The organism is Bacillus seohaeanensis, assembly GCF_042684945.1.
GTDB lineage: Bacteria > Bacillota > Bacilli > Bacillales > Bacillaceae_B > Rossellomorea > Rossellomorea seohaeanensis.
In genome coordinates, this window is record NZ_JBHUMF010000031.1 from 97,504 (window position 1) to 115,948 (window position 18,445).

General features: G+C 37.1%; 16 protein-coding genes and 1 riboswitch. Of the genes, 10 read left to right on the forward strand and 6 right to left on the reverse strand.

The window, feature by feature from the left end; translation table 11 throughout:
* Nucleotides 1–6: 6 nt before the first annotated feature.
* The 6 genes from ACFSUL_RS13800 to ACFSUL_RS13825 all read left to right on the forward strand — a co-directional run bounded on the left by ACFSUL_RS13800 (nt 7) and on the right by ACFSUL_RS13825 (nt 8,087).
* Nucleotides 7–2,391 (forward strand): heavy metal translocating P-type ATPase, encoded by a 2,385-nt coding sequence (locus tag ACFSUL_RS13800; RefSeq protein ID WP_377936328.1) that lies wholly within the window; start codon nt 7–9, stop codon nt 2,389–2,391.
* A gap of 29 nt (nt 2,392–2,420) precedes the next feature.
* On the forward strand, nt 2,421–2,627 hold the full coding sequence (gene copZ, locus ACFSUL_RS13805; RefSeq protein WP_084778295.1) for a copper chaperone CopZ: 207 nt from the start codon (nt 2,421–2,423) through the stop codon (nt 2,625–2,627).
* A 259-nt stretch (nt 2,628–2,886) separates the two neighbouring features.
* A complete protein-coding gene (locus ACFSUL_RS13810) occupies nt 2,887–3,504 on the forward strand; it encodes a nitrite reductase (protein ID WP_377936330.1) in 618 nt (205 codons plus the stop codon).
* Nucleotides 3,505–3,648: 144 nt separating this feature from the next.
* Entirely contained in the window at nt 3,649–5,076 is a 1,428-nt protein-coding gene (locus ACFSUL_RS13815; RefSeq protein WP_377936332.1) for an MFS transporter, read from the forward strand.
* Nucleotides 5,077–5,636: 560 nt separating this feature from the next.
* A riboswitch (cyclic di-GMP riboswitch) is annotated at nt 5,637–5,721 on the forward strand.
* Nucleotides 5,722–5,805: 84 nt separating this feature from the next.
* Nucleotides 5,806–7,188, forward strand: coding sequence for a DUF5667 domain-containing protein (locus tag ACFSUL_RS13820; protein WP_377936334.1), 1,383 nt, complete (start codon nt 5,806–5,808; stop codon nt 7,186–7,188).
* Between the two features lie 239 nt (nt 7,189–7,427).
* Nucleotides 7,428–8,087, forward strand: a complete 660-nt coding sequence (locus tag ACFSUL_RS13825) for a hypothetical protein (RefSeq protein WP_377936336.1) — start codon at nt 7,428–7,430, stop codon at nt 8,085–8,087.
* A gap of 74 nt (nt 8,088–8,161) precedes the next feature.
* Here ACFSUL_RS13825 and ACFSUL_RS13830 read toward each other — a convergent pair whose 3' ends face one another.
* The gene (locus ACFSUL_RS13830) at nt 8,162–9,106 is read right to left on the reverse strand and encodes a hypothetical protein (protein ID WP_377936338.1); all 945 of its coding nucleotides are present in this window, start codon (nt 9,104–9,106) and stop codon (nt 8,162–8,164) included.
* A gap of 689 nt (nt 9,107–9,795) precedes the next feature.
* Between ACFSUL_RS13830 and ACFSUL_RS13835 the strand changes: the two genes are divergently transcribed.
* Complete coding sequence (locus ACFSUL_RS13835) at nt 9,796–10,221, forward strand: ATP-binding protein (protein WP_377936340.1); 426 nt, start codon at nt 9,796–9,798, stop codon at nt 10,219–10,221.
* Nucleotides 10,222–10,324: 103 nt separating this feature from the next.
* On the forward strand, nt 10,325–10,633 hold the full coding sequence (locus ACFSUL_RS13840) for a SpoIIE family protein phosphatase (RefSeq protein ID WP_377936342.1): 309 nt from the start codon (nt 10,325–10,327) through the stop codon (nt 10,631–10,633).
* A 271-nt stretch (nt 10,634–10,904) separates the two neighbouring features.
* Here the strand turns inward: ACFSUL_RS13840 and ACFSUL_RS13845 are convergent, their stop codons facing one another.
* From ACFSUL_RS13845 to ACFSUL_RS13865, 5 genes are all read right to left on the reverse strand, one after another.
* Nucleotides 10,905–11,048: a hypothetical protein gene (locus ACFSUL_RS13845; RefSeq protein WP_377936344.1), complete on the reverse strand. Its 144-nt coding sequence runs from the start codon at nt 11,046–11,048 to the stop codon at nt 10,905–10,907.
* A gap of 99 nt (nt 11,049–11,147) precedes the next feature.
* Entirely contained in the window at nt 11,148–12,167 is a 1,020-nt protein-coding gene (locus ACFSUL_RS13850; RefSeq protein ID WP_377936346.1) for a DUF3231 family protein, read from the reverse strand.
* Nucleotides 12,168–12,706: 539 nt separating this feature from the next.
* Nucleotides 12,707–13,126, reverse strand: a complete 420-nt coding sequence (locus tag ACFSUL_RS13855; RefSeq protein ID WP_377936348.1) for a hypothetical protein — start codon at nt 13,124–13,126, stop codon at nt 12,707–12,709.
* A gap of 57 nt (nt 13,127–13,183) precedes the next feature.
* Nucleotides 13,184–13,399 carry a helix-turn-helix domain-containing protein gene (locus tag ACFSUL_RS13860; RefSeq protein WP_377936350.1) on the reverse strand — a complete coding sequence of 72 codons (216 nt, stop codon included), beginning with the start codon at nt 13,397–13,399 and terminating at the stop codon, nt 13,184–13,186.
* A gap of 10 nt (nt 13,400–13,409) precedes the next feature.
* Nucleotides 13,410–13,886 (reverse strand): DUF2975 domain-containing protein, encoded by a 477-nt coding sequence (locus ACFSUL_RS13865; RefSeq protein ID WP_377936352.1) that lies wholly within the window; start codon nt 13,884–13,886, stop codon nt 13,410–13,412.
* A gap of 1,224 nt (nt 13,887–15,110) precedes the next feature.
* Here ACFSUL_RS13865 and ppsA point away from each other — a divergent pair.
* Both ppsA and ACFSUL_RS13875 read left to right on the forward strand, forming a co-directional pair.
* Nucleotides 15,111–17,711 carry a phosphoenolpyruvate synthase gene (ppsA, locus tag ACFSUL_RS13870; RefSeq protein WP_377936354.1) on the forward strand — a complete coding sequence of 867 codons (2,601 nt, stop codon included), beginning with the start codon at nt 15,111–15,113 and terminating at the stop codon, nt 17,709–17,711.
* Nucleotides 17,712–17,807: 96 nt separating this feature from the next.
* The gene (locus ACFSUL_RS13875) at nt 17,808–18,404 is read left to right on the forward strand and encodes a class I SAM-dependent methyltransferase (protein ID WP_071411961.1); all 597 of its coding nucleotides are present in this window, start codon (nt 17,808–17,810) and stop codon (nt 18,402–18,404) included.
* Nucleotides 18,405–18,445 lie beyond the last annotated feature (41 nt).

Here is an 18,445-nt window from a genome sequence, read left to right on the forward strand (position 1 = left end):
TATATGATGGGTGATGAAAGACATGTAACACTTGGTGTAACAGGAATGACCTGTGCAGCCTGTTCTAATCGAATTGAGAAGGTTTTAAATAAAATGGATGGAGTAGAAGCCCAAGTCAATTTAACAACGGAAAAGGCCACGGTAGACTACAATCCAGAAAAAACGACGATTGAAGATATTACAAAAAAAATAGAAAATATAGGGTACGGTGTTCGAACGGAAAAAGCAGAATTTGATGTCTTTGGGATGACCTGTGCAGCTTGTTCTACCCGAATTGAAAAGGTGTTAAATAAACAAGAAGGCGTATCATTAGCTACTGTAAATTTAACTACGGAAAATGCTTCTATTGAATATAATCCTGCATTCGTTGATCAACATGCTTTGATTGAGAAAATACGTAAGCTTGGATATGATGCGAAACCAAAGGCTGAATCCGAAGATAAACAAACATATAAAGAAAAGGAACTGCAACAAAAGAAGACGAAGCTGATCATTTCAGCAGTTTTATCTGCTCCATTATTAGTAACGATGCTCGTTCATTTATTTAACATGAATATACCGGATGTATTTATGAATCCATGGTTCCAATTTGCTTTAGCAACACCAGTTCAATTTATTATTGGATGGCAATTTTATGTTGGTGCATATAAAAACCTGAAAAATGGTGGAGCTAACATGGATGTGCTAGTTGCATTAGGTACTAGTGCTGCTTATTTTTATAGTTTATACGAAGCACTTAAGACAATTGGTAACCCTGGATATATGCCACATTTATATTTTGAAACGAGTGCTGTTTTAGTCACACTAATTTTATTTGGTAAATATTTAGAAACAAAAGCCAAGAGTCAAACAACGAACGCTATATCTAAATTGCTCCATTTACAAGCAAAAGAAGCCCGAGTGATTAGAGATGGTAATGAAATAATGATTCCGGTTGAAGAAGTAATAGTGGGGGATCATTTAATCGTAAAACCAGGTGAAAAGATACCCGTAGATGGTATAGTCGTTAAAGGGAGAACATCTGTAGATGAATCTATGCTAACAGGTGAATCAATCCCTATTGAAAAGGAATCGGGCGCAAAATTGATTGGTTCTACTATTAATAAAAATGGTTCGATTGAAATGCAAGCAACAAAGGTTGGGAAAGATACGGCACTTGCATCCATTATAAAAGTAGTGGAAGAAGCACAAGGATCAAAAGCACCTATTCAACGTTTAGCTGATGTTATTTCCGGTTATTTCGTGCCGATTGTAGTCGGTATTGCACTTGTAACCTTTGTTATCTGGATTGCTTTTGTAGAGCCTGGTCAATTTGAAGCCGCATTGGTTGCAGCAATAGCTGTACTTGTCATTGCTTGTCCGTGTGCGCTTGGGTTAGCCACTCCCACTTCCATTATGGTTGGAACAGGAAAAGCTGCGGAAAGTGGAATATTATTCAAAGGTGGAGAACACCTAGAAGGAACACATCAATTACAAGCAATCGTTCTTGATAAGACTGGAACAATCACAAAAGGAAAACCAGAAGTAACTGATTTTTCTGGTGATGAAGAAGCATTACAATTATTGGCTAGTGCAGAAAAAGGATCAGAACACCCACTTGCGGAAGCGATCGTGACATACGCAACAGAAAATGATATTGATTTTGTAGATGTAGACGATTTCACCGCTATACCCGGTCATGGTATCAAAGCAACAATCTCTGGAAAACAGATTGTTGTTGGAAATCGAAAGTTAATGCAAAATCATCAAGTGGAGATGGAAGGTTTTGAAGAAGAGTTAGTTGATTATGAAACAAATGGTAAAACAGCCATGTTAATCGCCATTGATGGTAAGTATCGTGGAATTGTTGCGGTTGCAGACACTATTAAAGAAACAGCACCTGAAGCTATTAAGCAATTAAAAGAATTGGGAATTGAAGTTATCATGTTAACTGGGGATAACGAAAGAACGGCACATGCTATTGCCAAACAAGTAGGAATTGATCAAGTGATTGCCCAAGTATTACCTGAAGAGAAATCAGATAAAGTAAAAGAAATTCAGTCGCAAGGTAAAAAGGTAGCAATGGTTGGTGATGGTGTGAATGATGCACCTGCATTAGTTACTGCAGATATTGGGATTGCGATTGGAACTGGAACCGAAGTGGCAATTGAAGCGGCTGACGTGACGATTCTTGGTGGCGAACTATTGCTTATACCGAAAGCAATTAAAATCAGTCATGCAACTATTCGAAATATCCGTCAAAATCTTTTCTGGGCCTTTGGATACAATACAGCAGGAATTCCAATTGCAGCAATTGGATTACTTGCGCCCTGGATTGCTGGTGCAGCCATGGCATTGAGTTCAGTTAGTGTTGTTTCTAATTCACTTCGCTTAAAACGAGCAAAATTATAAAAACATGATTTTAAAGGAGGTGAAAGATCATGGAAAAAACATTAAGCGTTCAAGGTATGTCATGCGGTCATTGCAAAATGTCAGTTGAAGGTGCATTAAAAAATTTAGATGGCGTTTCAGCAGCTGAAGTTAATTTAGAAGCGGGTAAAGTGGACGTCACCTATGATGACACAAAAGTTACTTTTGATGCTATGAAAGAAGCTATTGAAGACCAAGGTTATGATGTTGAGGCTTAATAAAGGAAAATTCACCTTTGAGGGTGTGTCACTGTGCAAGTCACGTGCACACTCTCTAGGATTTAAGCTTCGGGCCTATCAAAGTAAAAAATATTAATGAAATAAGGGATATATTAAATATAGATATCTAGTATTACATAACTTGCTCTTTTGGAGAGCAAGTATATTTTTAACCATTTAATATACCTAACCGGGGTATAGTAATATATTGAGGGGGTCAAATGAAATTAAGGTATTAAAAAAGGGAGGGGGAATTAAGTTGGAGAACAATGCTAACAAAATTAAAATCGCCGTAAATGGAGGAATTGGATTTGGAGCAAAACTCAACTCAAAACAACTTCTTACGATCTCAAAATATATGAACGAAGATGATGAGCTTGAGTTAACTACATTCCAACAACTCTATATAGAAATCACGGAAGATAGAAAAGAAGAAATCCTAGAAGAATTCCAAAGTGTTGGATTAGCGTGTTATCCAGTAGGAAATTTCGTAAAGAGTTTAAAAACCTGTAACTTTTGTAAAGGGGAAGAAAGAGAAGGTATGCCGGTAGCCAAAGAGGTAAATCGTCGTGTAGCAGGAAAACCCGTGCCTTTTACCCTAAAGATTGCTTATACAGGTTGCCCTATTGGTTGTGGGGAGCCGATGTTAAGTGACATCGGTATTATGAAGTTTAAAGATCATTTTAATTTATATGTTGGAGGAAAAGCAAAAGGGAAAGATGCTGAGGTCAGTTCCTTGCTGAAGGAGAATCTAGCACCAGAAGAATTATATGATGCAGTAGAAAAGATTATAGATGTATATTCACTGATGGGGAAAAAGCGGGAGACATTCTATAAATTTGTGAAACGAATAGGTAGAAATCAATTAATAGATTAATATAAAATTCTCAGTTTTGTTGTTGTATTTTTATCAAGTGATTTAAGAAACCTAGCAACCTTGCCTTTCACGGAAACAAAAAGTGTTAGCTCGACATTTAAAGAGTTAGTCAAAATTAATTATTAAATAGGAGGAAACAAATTTATGTCAACACGTACTCAGGCGATTGCGCAACCTGACCCAAAGCGTTGGAAGGCACTTGCTTTGTTATGCTTTGCGAATTTCCTTGTTATGATGGATACCGCAATTATACAGGTTGCTTTGCCGTCCATCAAATCTGCATTAGGCTATACGGAGGCAAATTTACAATGGGTTATGAATGCCTTTCTTATTTTGTTTGGTGGGCTGCTGCTATTGGGAGGAAGATTGTCCGATTTGTTCGGCCACCGACGCATTTTTATGTTGGGGGTTTCAATCTTAACAGTATCTTCTTTATTCGCAGGCCTAGCGTGGAACCAAATGGCACTTAACATAGCAAGAGCAATCCAAGGTGCTGGTTCAGCTTTGATTGCCCCAGCCGCACTTTCAATTATTATGCTTTTATTTAAGTCTAATAAGAAGGAAATGGGTAAGGCACTTGCATTCTGGGGTCTGTCTGGGGCAGCAGGGGGTTCCATTGGTATAGTTTTTGGAGGTGTCTTTACACAGTTACTCAGCTGGAGATGGACCCTATTATTCTATGTTCCTGTTGGTATTCTCGTTTTGATATTGGCCCCAAAGCTCCTCCAAAAAGGTATGAGAAAAATGGGGCGTATTGATTACGCAGGCGCTATTTCCGTTACAGCAGCATTGATACTGATTGTTTACGGCATCGTAACCGCAGAACAACATGGTTGGCAAACGCTTTTTACTATATTACCTTTAGCTATTGGATCCGTTTTGTTCATCATCTTTATCCTTATTCAAGTTTTTAGAAATGAACCACTCGTGCCGCTTAGCATCTTTAAGACCACAAACTTGGCAGCGGGTAATGTTTCGCTTATCTTGTTATCAGCATCTTGGTTTCCGCTTATTTATTTCCTTATTCTATATCTACAACAGGTATTGGAATATGAACCTTTCATGGCTGCAATGGGCATGTTACCGGCACCGGTGCTGATGGCCATTTTCATGATTTTACTCGCTGAAAAACTAATGGCGAAAATGGGTATGAAGGTTACTATGTTCATTGGATTTATTATACTTGGCTTTTCGGCACTCTTGTTTGCCGGGAATACTGTTGATGGAAATTATTGGAGTGATGTGTTTATTGCTCTATTACTGGCCGCTCTCGGCAATGCCCTTGCCTATCTACCTGCAACCACGGCAGCTGTATCGGAGGCTAAATCAGAAGAGTCTGGTCTTGCATCTGGTTTATATAACACGACGTATCAAGTTGGATCGGCTGTTGGTTTGGCGATCATGGTTTCCGTTGCAGCAGCAACTGCCACTAGTATATCAGGGGAGCCGATAGTTGCTCTAAACGAGGGATATCAACAAGCATTCTTCTGGTGTGGTATAGTGGCTTTTGTAGGTGCTATAGTGGCGTTATTATTTGTCCGTACACCGAGGCAAAGAGAAACGAATGGTTAAATGAATTAATTTAAGTAATAGTCTATTGTGTAAATCAATACCCAAGAAAAATATGCTGGAGATTATTATAGTACTATCTAAAAATAGGTAAAGACAATTTTACAACTATAATATTTTGCAAAACAGGCAGAAATTTCAGTTTTTCTGCCTGTTTTAATTCTTAAAATTAAGTAGGATTTTCCATCTGATTTGTAAATGATTTCACTTAAACTCCCTCAGATAGATTCGATTTACTCGTAAATGCTTGCTTATTTGCAGGGTTTTAAGCTGCTTGTAAGAACAATAACGGATGAATGGAATGAGCATTGATAACTAATGCTATTGGATGCAAGAGTTGAAGATCAATAAGTGAATCTGCAGCTCGTTTTCTTATTGTACTAATGTAAGCAGAAAAATTGAATAAGAAACAATAGGAGTGAAGAATAGTAGTGTGGATACTTATCTTGGGACCGAGAACCTGAAGTATTATTTTGGCAAAAAATAATAGTATTCATTCTTTGATTTTTAATGTATATTTATTTTAGATTATGATGAACGAAAAAATTGAGTTATCGTTCCTCATTTGAAAAGGGCAAATCTACCGAAAGATAGAGACGCAAAGTCACAGATCTAAGGTGTCTTAACTAGGATGGCTGGGCTACCAAATGAAGAATGGAGAAAAGCCTCAAGTTTAATAGAGTTAATTCAAGATTCTTCCTTTACAAAAAATGTTTTGGAGGGATATTTTTTATGTCAAAAAAGTATATTTCATGTAACAAAAACGTCCGCAATGTTCTTGTTACAAGTGTTGTTGCTGCGGTTTTCACTTTTTCTTTAGGAACTGGACAGGCTTTTGCGAATAATGATGAGACACAAACAGATTCTCAAATAGAAGAAACAGTTCCACAAGACCAAACAAAAGATACAACAACTGATTCAACAGTTCAGCCATCAAATCAAGAAGGTGAAACAATCGATTCAATAACCGAAGATGGAGAAACTGAAAGTACAGATGAAGAGGTTACAGAAGAACAACCAACAGAAGAATTAATGGAAGAAGAGACGGAAGAAAATTCGGAAATGGAAGAGGATACGCCTTCACTTCTACCTGGTGACTTCTTTTACTTCGCGAAAAAACTAATGGAAAATGTTCAGCTTGCTTTAACATTCGATGAAGTAAAAGAGGCTGAATTGTTTATTTCTTTTGCTGAAGAAAGGATTAAAGAAGCAGAAGCGTTACTTGCTCAAGGTGAGGAAGAGTTGGCAAACGAAGTGCTTCAACAGGCTATTGAACAACAAGAATTAGCATTAGCAAAGTACGAAGAGTCTTCTTCCGAGACGGATCCTGCTACTGAAGAATCAACAGAAGTAGTTAGTGGTGATATTGCACAAGAACAGACCCCAGCTGATACAATCCGTGCTGAATTTGAGGAAAAATTTGCTGCAAACATTCTTGCTTTACAAGCAGCTCTCGAAAAGGTTGAGAATCCTACGGCGAAAGAAGCTCTTCAAAAAAATATTGTCAAAGCACAAGAAAAGTTTGAAGAGAAGGTTAATAAAAAGTTAGCCAAACTAGAAAAGAAAGAGCAAAAGGCTGATAAGAAACGTGCTGAACTCGAAGCAAAATTAGCATCTGGTAAAATGGATGAAGAAGAATACAACGAAGAACTGACGGAACTTGACAAAGAGTTAGCAGAAGAAAAAACAGAAGTCGTTAAAGAAATCAATGAGGAAGCTGATGAAGCTGTAGAAGATGTTCTTGAAAAAGTAAACGATAAAGATAAAAACGAAGGCAAGAAAGAAAATGAGTCTGTAAAGAAACAAGAAGAAGCACGTAAACAGGCTGAAGAAAAACAGCATGAGGCTGCAATGAAACAAGAGGAAGCACGTGAAAAGGCTGAAGAAAAACAGCGTGAGGCTGCAATGAAACAAGAGGAAGCACGTAAAAAAGCTGAAGAAAAACAGCGCGAAGAGTCGCAACAACGTGCTGAAAAAGAACGTGAAAAAGTGAAGAAGCAAGAAGAGAAAGCAAAGGAACAAGCCAAGAAAGCCGAAGAAAAACAGCGTGAAGAATCCAAACAACGTGCTGAAAAAGAGCGTAAAGCTAAAGAGAAAAATAAAGACGAAGAGTAACATCGAGAAAGAGTAGGGAGTCAGAACCTACTCTTTTTGTTTTGTCTAAATTGAAGAATTATTTGTTCGATTATCTTCCTTTTTTCCTATAATTGAAAAATAAATTCGGATAATAAATTGTTTATTACTAACACTCTCTTTAAGAATACAATTTATAAATCCTTTCCATACCAAAAATACACACATCTGTTTATTCCCTAAGCAAAAAGGAAAACCTTAGAACAAAAGGGAGTGAACCGATGGATACACTATTATTCTTTATGTATATGGTAGCTTATCTAGCCCTCTTTACTTGGGGCATATTCTTAGCCAAAAACAACCGTTGGCTCACGGCATCCAATGTAGTGTTGCTCGTAGTAGCCGGATTACTATATGATAACGCAATTGTCGCAGTTGGTCGCTATATTGGAGAAGGAAGCATCCTCAAAAATTTAAACATCGCTAGGTTTTGGGTCCATGCCTTTTTTACGCCATTACTCGTGCTCTTTGCTTGGAACACACTAAAACGAGCTGATATAAAATGGGCACAGAAAAATTGGGTGAAATATGGGTCGGTCTGCGTTTTCCTTTGCCTCGTTATTCTTGAACTATTCACTGAAACATTAGGACTAAAAGTCGAAGCAAAATGGGAATACGGTGTATTAAGCTACGACAGCATCGAAAAAGCAACAAGTCCACCAATTATGGTAATAATCGTTACAGCAGTTCTTCTCCTCACGTCATTAATAATATGGTGGAAACAAAAATGGATTTGGTTTTTCATTGGAACACTCATGATGACAATTGGTAGTGCGGTTCCGATCCCAGTGAAGAGTGGTGCAGTTGTAAACGGATTTGAATTGGTGTTGATTATTTCACTTATGGCAACGAAATATTTTCAAAATCAGCTGGATAGGTAAACTAGGATCTTCTTATCAAGTTTTATATTTTTAATATAAGAAGATTGCCGTTATCTGGCTGATGAAGAACTTCTTTAAAACGAAAACAGCGCCTTCCCTAAATCCAAGCTATAGGGAACCTCATCCTCAAAATTCTCCTCACTAATCTCCATCTCGCGTAACTCTTCAAAATAAAGCTGATCAAACTTTTTATTCAAAATGCCGTAAAAATAGGCAATTGGTTTTTTGATGGATTTTGATAATTTTAGCTTATTTATCATTTGTTTAAAGGAGTTGATGGCGATACCTAGGACTTGGTCTTTCTCGTTTTCGCGATTATTATGGTAAGCGGCTATTTTAGCCATTTTCCAATATTCTTCAATCGTTTTTGCCTCATCAAAAAAGCATTTCACTAGTTGACGAAAAGCTGGAGGGACTTCATCACTTGTAAAAGTGTGATCTAGCTCTTTGATGGTTGGTGATTTTTCAGTAGTAATAGCTGCTTGTTGCTTGTCATCATTTGTCACTATGTCCTTGATGTCATGTGAAACAGTAGTATCTAGAGAAATGTTATCAAGCTCGTTGTCCTTACGTTTTTTACTCATTTGATTTTTAGTTTTAAGAAGATTACTAGTTTTATGGTGGTTCAACTTTTCGTCAGTAGGTAGTTCATTTATAGGAAAACGATTAAAAATATAAAGATTACTAGACTGTGATCCGTTGTTTCTTTCTGTTTCATGAACCGTGAAGATACCTAATTTTTTTGCTTTACCAATCATTCTTTTAAAGCTGGAACGAGAGATACCGTTATCGTGATATTCTTCATGAATAGCTTTTAACACCGTGCCAATCTTCGCGTTGCAAACACCAGGAAATTTCGCAGAAAAGCGAACCAACCGTTTTAACCCCACTAATTCAGCTTTTGTAAACTCTTTTTTATACTCTACCATCCACATTTCCATATGATTATTAAATTCTTTTAAACTGGAAAACTGTGAATACTGTTTAAATGCTTCTATATCACCAGATTTTATATTCATCCTTTTGCACCACCCTTTCACTGCCTATATAGGGAGGGAAGAGTGAAAAGGACACCGTAGGAAGGACTTAGATGTGACAGAAATGTGAACGTTATGCTTAGCAATAGGAATAAGGCAAACTAGAGTACCAAATTAGAGATTTCTGTGTTTTAGACATCGAGGCCAGTTAACAAAAAAACCAATAGTAGTTTCAATACAGAATTTCCTACGGTAACTGCAAGAAAAAGGGTATGAGCGATAAAATGGGAAAAAGTTTATAAATTATGCCCAAATCAACAGGTAAAACGAAATATCCTTTATAATAGTTTTTTATAGTCTAAAAGCACTTGTGTGATATCTGTCACTACGTAAATAGTCCTATTAATCTATGATTGTATTATTAACATGTTCATAATACAATCTAGTAGCTTGCTAGTTCATCGCAAGTTCCATGGAGGAAATGGTGAAGCGTCATTCATCAGACGCTAGAATACAACAATCAGGGATTTAAACTCGGGGGAGGTGTAAACTTGATTACTATAACTATTGGTAAGGAATGGATCATTAATAGGAATATTCCTTGCCACCGGCTGGCTCTAATAGGGCACCTTAAGTTGCTTTACGCTATAGGTGTATGGCAGGAAAGCCTCCTATCCTGATTGTGAGACGACGATAAGAATTTACTAGTTTTTAGTAATTAGGGACAGTTAATGGATGATGAAACGTTAGTAGGGTTCAGTAGTATACATTCCATGAAAATTCAATCAACAGATGATGTAATGAATGCGATGAATTATACAGAGCATTTGGCGGAAAGCTTAGGCTTTTTGCTAGAGGTTCAACTTCGATTATGTTTAGTAACAGAAGAAGCACTCGTCAATGCGATGGAATATGGGACAACAGAGGAACAACAATTTGTCGAAATAAAGTGGCAAAGTACAGCTACTAGTTTGGTAATGAAAGTGAAACAGAAGGGGAATTCGTTTCCGTTAGAAATAAATGAAAACATAAACTATGGCTCGCGTGGTAGAGGATTACAACTCATTTTGTCTATTATGGACGAAGTTTGGCTTACAGCCGAAGAAGGTCATATTACTTTATGTATGGAAAAAAATATAAATGGAAATTTAGGTTGAGGGAGATAAGTATACGATGTTAAGAAAAGTAAATGACTTCACTCGAGTACTTCGCTGGGGAGAAAACATTACATTAAAAAATGCACAACAATTTCGTTGAGGCGTGGAAGAATTAATTGGTTACCCTGAGAAAGGATGTATCCCACTCGGAGTGCTTCCAGAAATAGATGTTGAAACAGGAGCTCTACAGTATACAGGAGAGACAAAAATTGTTTTATACACAGATGGAATTTTTGACGATGAAAAGTACATAACAAGCGAAAATATTGAGAACTTAAAAACACTTATAATAGAAAATCAGAAGGTAGAAGCGGATGATCTTCTGGATAGGATTATCGCCAAATCTTCTAATAAGGCTGGTTCAGTAGAGTTCCATGATGATGTAACCATTATTGCAGCCACAATTTATTGAGTTATAACAGAGACCTTTCTATACTATGGATAAAGGCAAACTAACCGAAAGATGGGACTGTAAATCTGACAAATTTATCCTGCGTTAATGGGCAGTAATATCCCCACTTCAAGGCTTGAGGAATTGGAGAAGCATAGGTGGGGCAAGAACTTACATACGTTAATACGTGCAAGCTTTAATTAAGGTTCCATGAAAATAAACAATTGGCTTTTTTCGGCTTTCGTTCATGTCAGCTTGTTGACCATTTGTTTGAAAGAGTTCACTGCAATACTTAAAAATTGCTCTTTTCATTGAAAAATGCCATAAGGTTTAGACCCGAGTACATTACCAGTTGACCATTATAAAATGGACCAAATCCAGGTAAAACAAATGACCATAACAAAGCTGACCAAGGGGATTTATATCTACTTTTCATCGTAAAATTCCCCCATATCTCCTTCTACATCAGACTTATCTCGATTAACTAATGATCGTTGTAAAGAAAAAGGGAAGGTAAATGACCTCCCTTTTGAAATTAGTTATTAAGATTAGCGTTGGCTAACTCATCTCTGTCTGATGCTATTGGGGGCTGTTCTAACCATTTATTATTTATCATGATATTGGAGCCATCCTCAGAATATAGCTGGATTTCTACCATCAATCTGTTATACATAATGCCTATATCTACTCTAGGACTTTGAGCAATACCTGTCCCATAATACCCAATACTCAACCCAATTAAGGCTGTTGTAAAGAACATCATTAGTTTATCGGAAAAAGTATAAACAGTGCTATTCGTGATTTCTGTTGCCCAAGTTGTGGGAACTGGAAGATAACTTTCTTCAAATTTCTTCCCAAATAATTTAGTGTGCTTTTTGGCAATTTCAATTCCTCTAATAAAGAATTGTTTTACTTGTTTATCCTGGGCAACTTGGCAAAACCCTGCTAGAGTAGCTGCCCCAAAAGCATTTCTTTGAATATTTGCAAATATATTGGATATTTCAGATGCTACTAATGGTCTTTTTTCCCCAATAATATCCCATACAAAACGCTGCTCTTTCACAAAATCTGCTTTTTCTAAATTCGGCAAATACGGAGACCTTATATAAAGTCCCTTAGACAAAAGCAAGTCTTTCGATTTTTTAAACAGTTGCATAGTCTCAGACATACATTCCGTATAATAATCTGTAATGTCAGCTCTGGTGGATCCTGACAAACTTGCTGCGTAAGTTGTCAGCCCCACCATTGACATTTGATGAATAAAGTTTAATACATAATTGTCGGAATATAATCTAGGAGCGGTTAGATCGACATCTTCCTCTATTTTAAAACCATGAGGGATTGCATGTTTTTCCTCAGTAAAAAGAGAAGTTAGTTTTTCTATATGTTTTTTGGAGAGTTCTAAAGCGTATTCAATGACAGATTTAATCTCTGCATCTTCCGCTTTTTCTAAAAAATATGTAAGAATACACATACTTCCGCTATCATTTAAATATTGTGCCCAAAGTTGGGAAACTTCCATTGATGTTAGCCTTATCTGTTTTTCATTCTCCATTATAATCCTCCAAGTGAAAAGATATTATAGTTTATTTTCTCATCCTATCCGCCTTCTTATGTATGTTTAATAAACTTAGGCTCTTTTCTCAGAGATTGTTGTTTTTACTTATGAATTTTGCCCGTTGATTTCCGCTACGGGCACAAGACTCCTCGGGGAGGAATGGGAGCCTGCTCAGCTTTGCCGTTACCCCTTGTCCGTAACTAATCGTCCTCTCAAGGATGGGAATTTTTCCTCGAATCATCTCTACAACATTACTTGTGGGTCTGATGCTGATCTTCCCAAACAGAGTAGCGACATATTCATCTGACTGAATAGATAAGTTCAAGTGTTTCCTATTAGGTTAACTGGTGCTTTAATTGAATAAGAAAATAAAAAAGAAACGCTCAGAGCTAAGCTCTCAGCGTTGTTCTATACCAATTATAATGTAACTTTACTGGTTAATTCGGTTGCTAAATCTATTGTGGCTTACTCTTCTATTTGTAATTTTGTACTCCAAAACCGAATTCGTTATTCGTACTAGTACAGTCATTCACCACTCATTCTACTCTTTTTAAAACAGCATTATTTATTGATTCACCAGTAAGTTCAAAGAATACTTCCTTATTATTGACTAACGCAAGTGTAACTTTTTTGTTTATTTGTACTATATCTTGTTTATCGTTTAAAATTCCAACTTCTACCTCGATTTCTTTTCCATCTAAAGCAACGTCCTCTTGTAGAAGTTCAAATCGAAGTGACTGTCCTTTCTCCACTTTAGAGCCATCAGCGTTCACAATACTTGGTGAATGGTTCAATATTTTTGCTTCGAGTCCATAAAAATCAAAATCAGCGTTGTTTTTTATAGTGATAATCATATTATTCTCATTCGGTTCGATAGGAGTACTAGAATAACCTGTACAAGCCGATAAAAAAATAAGTAGAAAACTTGTCAGTAGCAATACTAATAATTTTTTCATTTTCCCATCCCCTTTTTATGATTAAATTCGTTAATGGAACAAGCGGTCTCTTTATCCTTAATTGTCCTCGTCCTGTTTGTATTCTAAAATATCTCCAGGCTGACATTCTAGCGCTTTACAAATCGCCTCTAAAGTTGATAATCGAATCGCTTTTGCTTTTCCATTTTTCAATATAGAAAGATTCGCCATCGTGATTCCAACCTTTTCGGATAGTTCCGTAACGCTCATTTTCCTTTTAGCTAACATCACATCAATATTGATTATAATTGCCATTGTTTTCACCTCAGACCGTTAAATCATTTTCAGATTTTATAGTAATTGCTTCTTGTAAAAGTCTTTGAAGAACGGCAGCGAATACTGCGATTACCATTGAAGCTAGTATTGGGACCATTCCGACTATGATGAGACCTGGTGCATCGTCTAGATCTGCGACGAGAAAAACAAATGGCAGAATTACCACATACAAGCCACTGATCGTGATTGCACAGAATTTGATATTCCTTAGAGCTTTAACGGACAATTCAGAGAAAGCTTGGTTCTTGTCAATATAGCTTAAAAGTTTGAAAGCCTGATACAATGCAATACAAAACGGTATTACTGATACATACATACCGATTACAATGGGATATAGCATATGGGCGTAATCGGGATTTGCTGGATTATTAGCTAACCAAGGCAAGCCAAATGCACACAAAGCAAGAACTGGAGTTCCAATAAGAAAAACAGCTATTTTTAAAAAGATTGTTGAACCTCGTTTCATAAAAAGCACCTCATTTATTTATTTTCAAACTGATTATAATACAATTTTTATCGTTTTACAATAAATTTTTATTTATTTAGAAGGTATTTTTGTTGTTAAGTGAATATTGGTTTTAAACAAAAAATCTTTTTGTAAGGCTGTTTTCTCATAGGTTGTTGTTTTTACTTATACATTCAGCCCGTTGATTTCCGCTACGGGCACTTGCTTTCCGCGGGGAGGAAGGAGAGCCTCCTCAGCTTCGCCTGCGGGGTCTCTCCCTTTCCTCTCTTCCCGCAGGAGTCAAGTGCCCTCCGCTCCAATCAACTCAGTGGGTTAAACTTAGTTCTCCGTTAAAAAACAACAACTTTTATGAAAACAGCCTTTTGTAAACTTTGTTGCTATTTATTTCCCTAGAAGTAGCTCTGTTTTATTAGTGTGGATGCTTGATTGTAATAAGGGAATTCGCTCCCTTTCTGCGGACGAACTGTCAAGCCTCGTCGTTTCTGCGGAGTCTTGCCAAGTCCATTTTTCCGTAGGAGCCTTGTCATGATAACTTTTTCCGAGGGAGTCTCACAAATCCCCTTACAATCATTAAGAGTTTCCGTTAACAGGGCAAAAAGTAAAATAGATGGAGAAGCAACAACCTTTTAGAAAACATCCTAAAAAAGTAAAAAAGCATTCCTCTTTACAAGGAAATGCTTTATAAAACTTAAAACTATTCAATTTATTCCCTAAATGGCATGAATATATTTTTGGCACTTATGCAGAGGGGATTTTTTTATTGAAGTAAAGTCGCAGGTTTGGTTAATAGGAGATTGATATCTTCTAATTAATACAAGGTATTTTGGAGAAGATAAACAGGTTAGGTGGAAAGAAGTTGAATTTAACGATATTCATTGTGAGGGAAAAGGTATATGAGCTACTTCGAGGGGATGGAGCGGTTGATTAGGTTACTATCCGGTAAGGTCTAGTTATTTTTTGAAAACGGGACTCTCCCTGAGTTAATTATAGCATATAAAAAATGGTCAATATAGACTATTTATTCCCCTTTGTTACTGCTAAAATGCAATAGGACTTTGATTAGGCTTGGTGAAGGGGGGGAAATAGATTAAGGCTGTTTTTCATAAAGGTTGTTGTTTTTCAACGGAAATCAACAGGCTGAATGTATAAGTAAAAACAGCAATCTATAAGAAAGAGCCTATATCAAGAAACTTAAAGAAATAAAATGGTTAGGAGAGATGTGGAATGAGTTCTTTGGTTCTCGGTTTTCAGGAAATGGATAAAACACAGCTTTTGCTTGTTGGTGGAAAAGGGGTAAATTTAGGGGAATTATCCAAAATTCAAGGAATACAAGTACCAGAAGGGTTTTGTGTTACAACAGAGGGATATCAAAAAGCCATCGAACAAAACGAAGTGTTTCAGGCATTGTTGGAGCAATTAACATTGCTAAAAGTAGAGGATCGAGATCAAATTAGTGAAATCAGCAGGAAGATCCGACAAACCATTATGGATGTAGAAATTCCTTCTGATGTTGCGGGCGCAGTTGCTCACTATCTCTCCCAGTTTGGCGATGAACATGCTTATGCAGTGCGTTCTAGTGCGACTGCGGAAGATTTGCCACACGCCTCTTTTGCTGGTCAACACGACACTTATTTAAATGTCATCGGCATCGATTCCATCTTGCAGCATATCAGCAAATGCTGGGCTTCCCTATTTACAGATCGTGCGATAAGCTACCGTATGCAAAATGGGTTTGACCACAGCCAAGTTTATTTATCCGTTATCGTTCAAAAGATGGTTTTCCCACAGGCTTCAGGAATTTTATTTACCGCTGATCCAATTACTTCTAACCGAAAGCTACTATCAATTGATGCCAGTTTTGGACTTGGCGAAGCACTGGTCTCAGGCTTAGTCTCTGCCGATTGTTATAAAGTGCAGGAAAATAAAATCGTTGATAAAAGGATAGCAACAAAAAAATTGGCTATCTATGGACAAAAAGGAGGCGGAACAGAAACCAAGCAGATCGATTCGGATCAGCAAAAGACACAAACACTTACCGATCAACAGATTTTACAACTAGCACGCATTGGAAGACAGGTCGAAGCTTATTTTGGTAGTCCACAAGATATCGAATGGTGTTTAGTGGAGGATACATTTTATATCGTCCAAAGTCGTCCAATCACTACTCTTTTCCCTATCCCTGAAGCGAATGACGAAGAAAACCATGTTTATGTATCTGTTGGTCATCAACAAATGATGACAGATTCTATGAAACCATTGGGATTGTCTTTTTGGCTATTAACGACTCCGGCGCCTATGCGTAAAGCTGGTGGAAGGTTGTTTGTTGATGTCACGCACCAACTTGCTTCCCCTGTTAGTAGAAACGTTTTATTAAGTGCTATGGGACAACACGATCCGCTCATGAAAGACGCACTTATGAACATCATGGAGCGTGGAGATTTTATAAAATCGTTACCAAGTGATTCTAAAGCACCGAGTCCTAAAAGAGGCAATACAGATATGCTGGAACAAATCGAAAACAATCCATCAATCGTTTCTGATTTGATTAAGCGTAGTCAAACATCGATAGAAGAGTTAAAACAAAACATCCAAACGAAATCAGGACCGGATTTATTTGATTTCATTCGAGAAGATATCCAACAATTAAAAAAGATTTTATTTGACCCACAAAGCTCGGCTGTCATTATGGCGGCACAGGATGCTTCAGCATGGATCAATGAAAACATAGAGAAGTGGCTAGGTGAAAAAAACGTAGCAGACACGCTTTCTCAATCTGTACCAAACAATATTACTTCGGAAATGGGGCTTGAGCTTTTGGAGGTCGCAGATGTGATTCGTCCTTATCCAGAAGTAATTGATTATTTACAACATGTAAAAGAGGATAACTTTTTAGATGAACTGCTTACGTTTGAAGGTGGAAAAGAAACCCGAGATGCCATACTTGCTTACCTTACCAAATATGGAATGCGGTGTGCAGGAGAAATTGATATCACGAAAACTCGTTGGAGCGAAAAACCAAGTACACTTGTCCCGATAATTCTTGGTAACATCAAAAACGTTGAACCTAATGGTGGCAAGCGCAAATTCGAGCAAGGGCGGCGTGTTGCTTTGGAAAAAGAACAAGAATTAGTAGACCGATTGAAGCAATTACCGGATGGTGAACAAAAAGCCAAAGAAACAAAACGAATGATCAACCGAATACGGAATTTCAGCGGGTTTAGGGAATATCCAAAATACAGCATGATTCATCGCTACTTCGTTTATAAGCAGGCTTTACTAAAAGAGGCCGAAACCCTCGTACAAGCGGGCGTTATGTATGAAAAAGAAGATAGTTACTATCTCACTTTTGAAGAACTTCATGAAGTCGTACGCACTAGTAAACTGGATTACCAAATCATCAGCAAACGAAAAGAAGACTACAAATTATATGAAAAACTAACGCCTCCACGTGTTATTACGTCTGATGGTGAAATTATTACAGGTGCGTACAAACGAGAAAATCTCCCAGCTAAAGCGATTGTAGGCCTACCTGTTTCTTCCGGAGTTATAGAGGGACGAGCACGTGTCATTTTAAACATGGAAGATGCTGACTTAGAAGATGGAGATATATTAGTTACTTCCTTTACTGACCCTAGCTGGACACCGTTGTTCGTATCGATAAAAGGTCTAGTCACCGAAGTTGGTGGACTGATGACCCATGGAGCAGTTATCGCACGTGAGTATGGCTTACCAGCAGTTGTTGGCGTGGAAAATGCTACTAAGCTGATAAAAGACGGGCAACGAATTCGCGTGCATGGAACAGAAGGGTATATCGAAATAGTGTAGTTGTTGAATACTTTAGAGAATCGTACCTTAAGGTTTTGGTTTTTGCTATAATGACGACTATGTAGCTTTCATTTTTAATAACTAGGGGAGTGGAATATGGAAACGAACGTTTTTGAAGAGATGGCAAAAAGATATGATACAGAAGAAAGAATGGAATTAGCTAAAGTTATCGTTAAAGAAGTAAGGACAGAATTACAAAATAATAAATCAGATTCTTTACTAGACTATGGGAGTGGTACTGGTCTCGTTAGTTTAGAATTAGCGGACTTAGTAGATTCTCTTTTGTTGGTAGACTCATCAGAACAAATGTTAGAGGTTGCAAAAGCCAAGATTTCGCACAGAGGAATTACCAATTCAAAAGTACATTACTCCGATTTCACTCAAGAAACGCCTGAACTTAAGGCAGATGTCGTTTTAATGTCACTAGTCCTTCTTCATATTCCCGATACTAAAAAAATTTTACAAGAATTGTTTAACATTTTAAATGATGGTGGCAAGCTAATTATTATTGATTTTGACAAAAACGATAAAATAAATCATCCGAAAGTTCATAACGGCTTTTCGCATGAAGAACTGAAAAAAAGCTTATCCGAAGTTGGGTTTACATCAGTGGAAATGAAGACATTTTATCATGGACATCGTATTTTTATGAATCAAGATGCTTCAATGTTTATATCCAGTAGTATAAAGTGATTTTTTGTTTCTTAGTTTAGACAATCTCGAAATAGGGATGA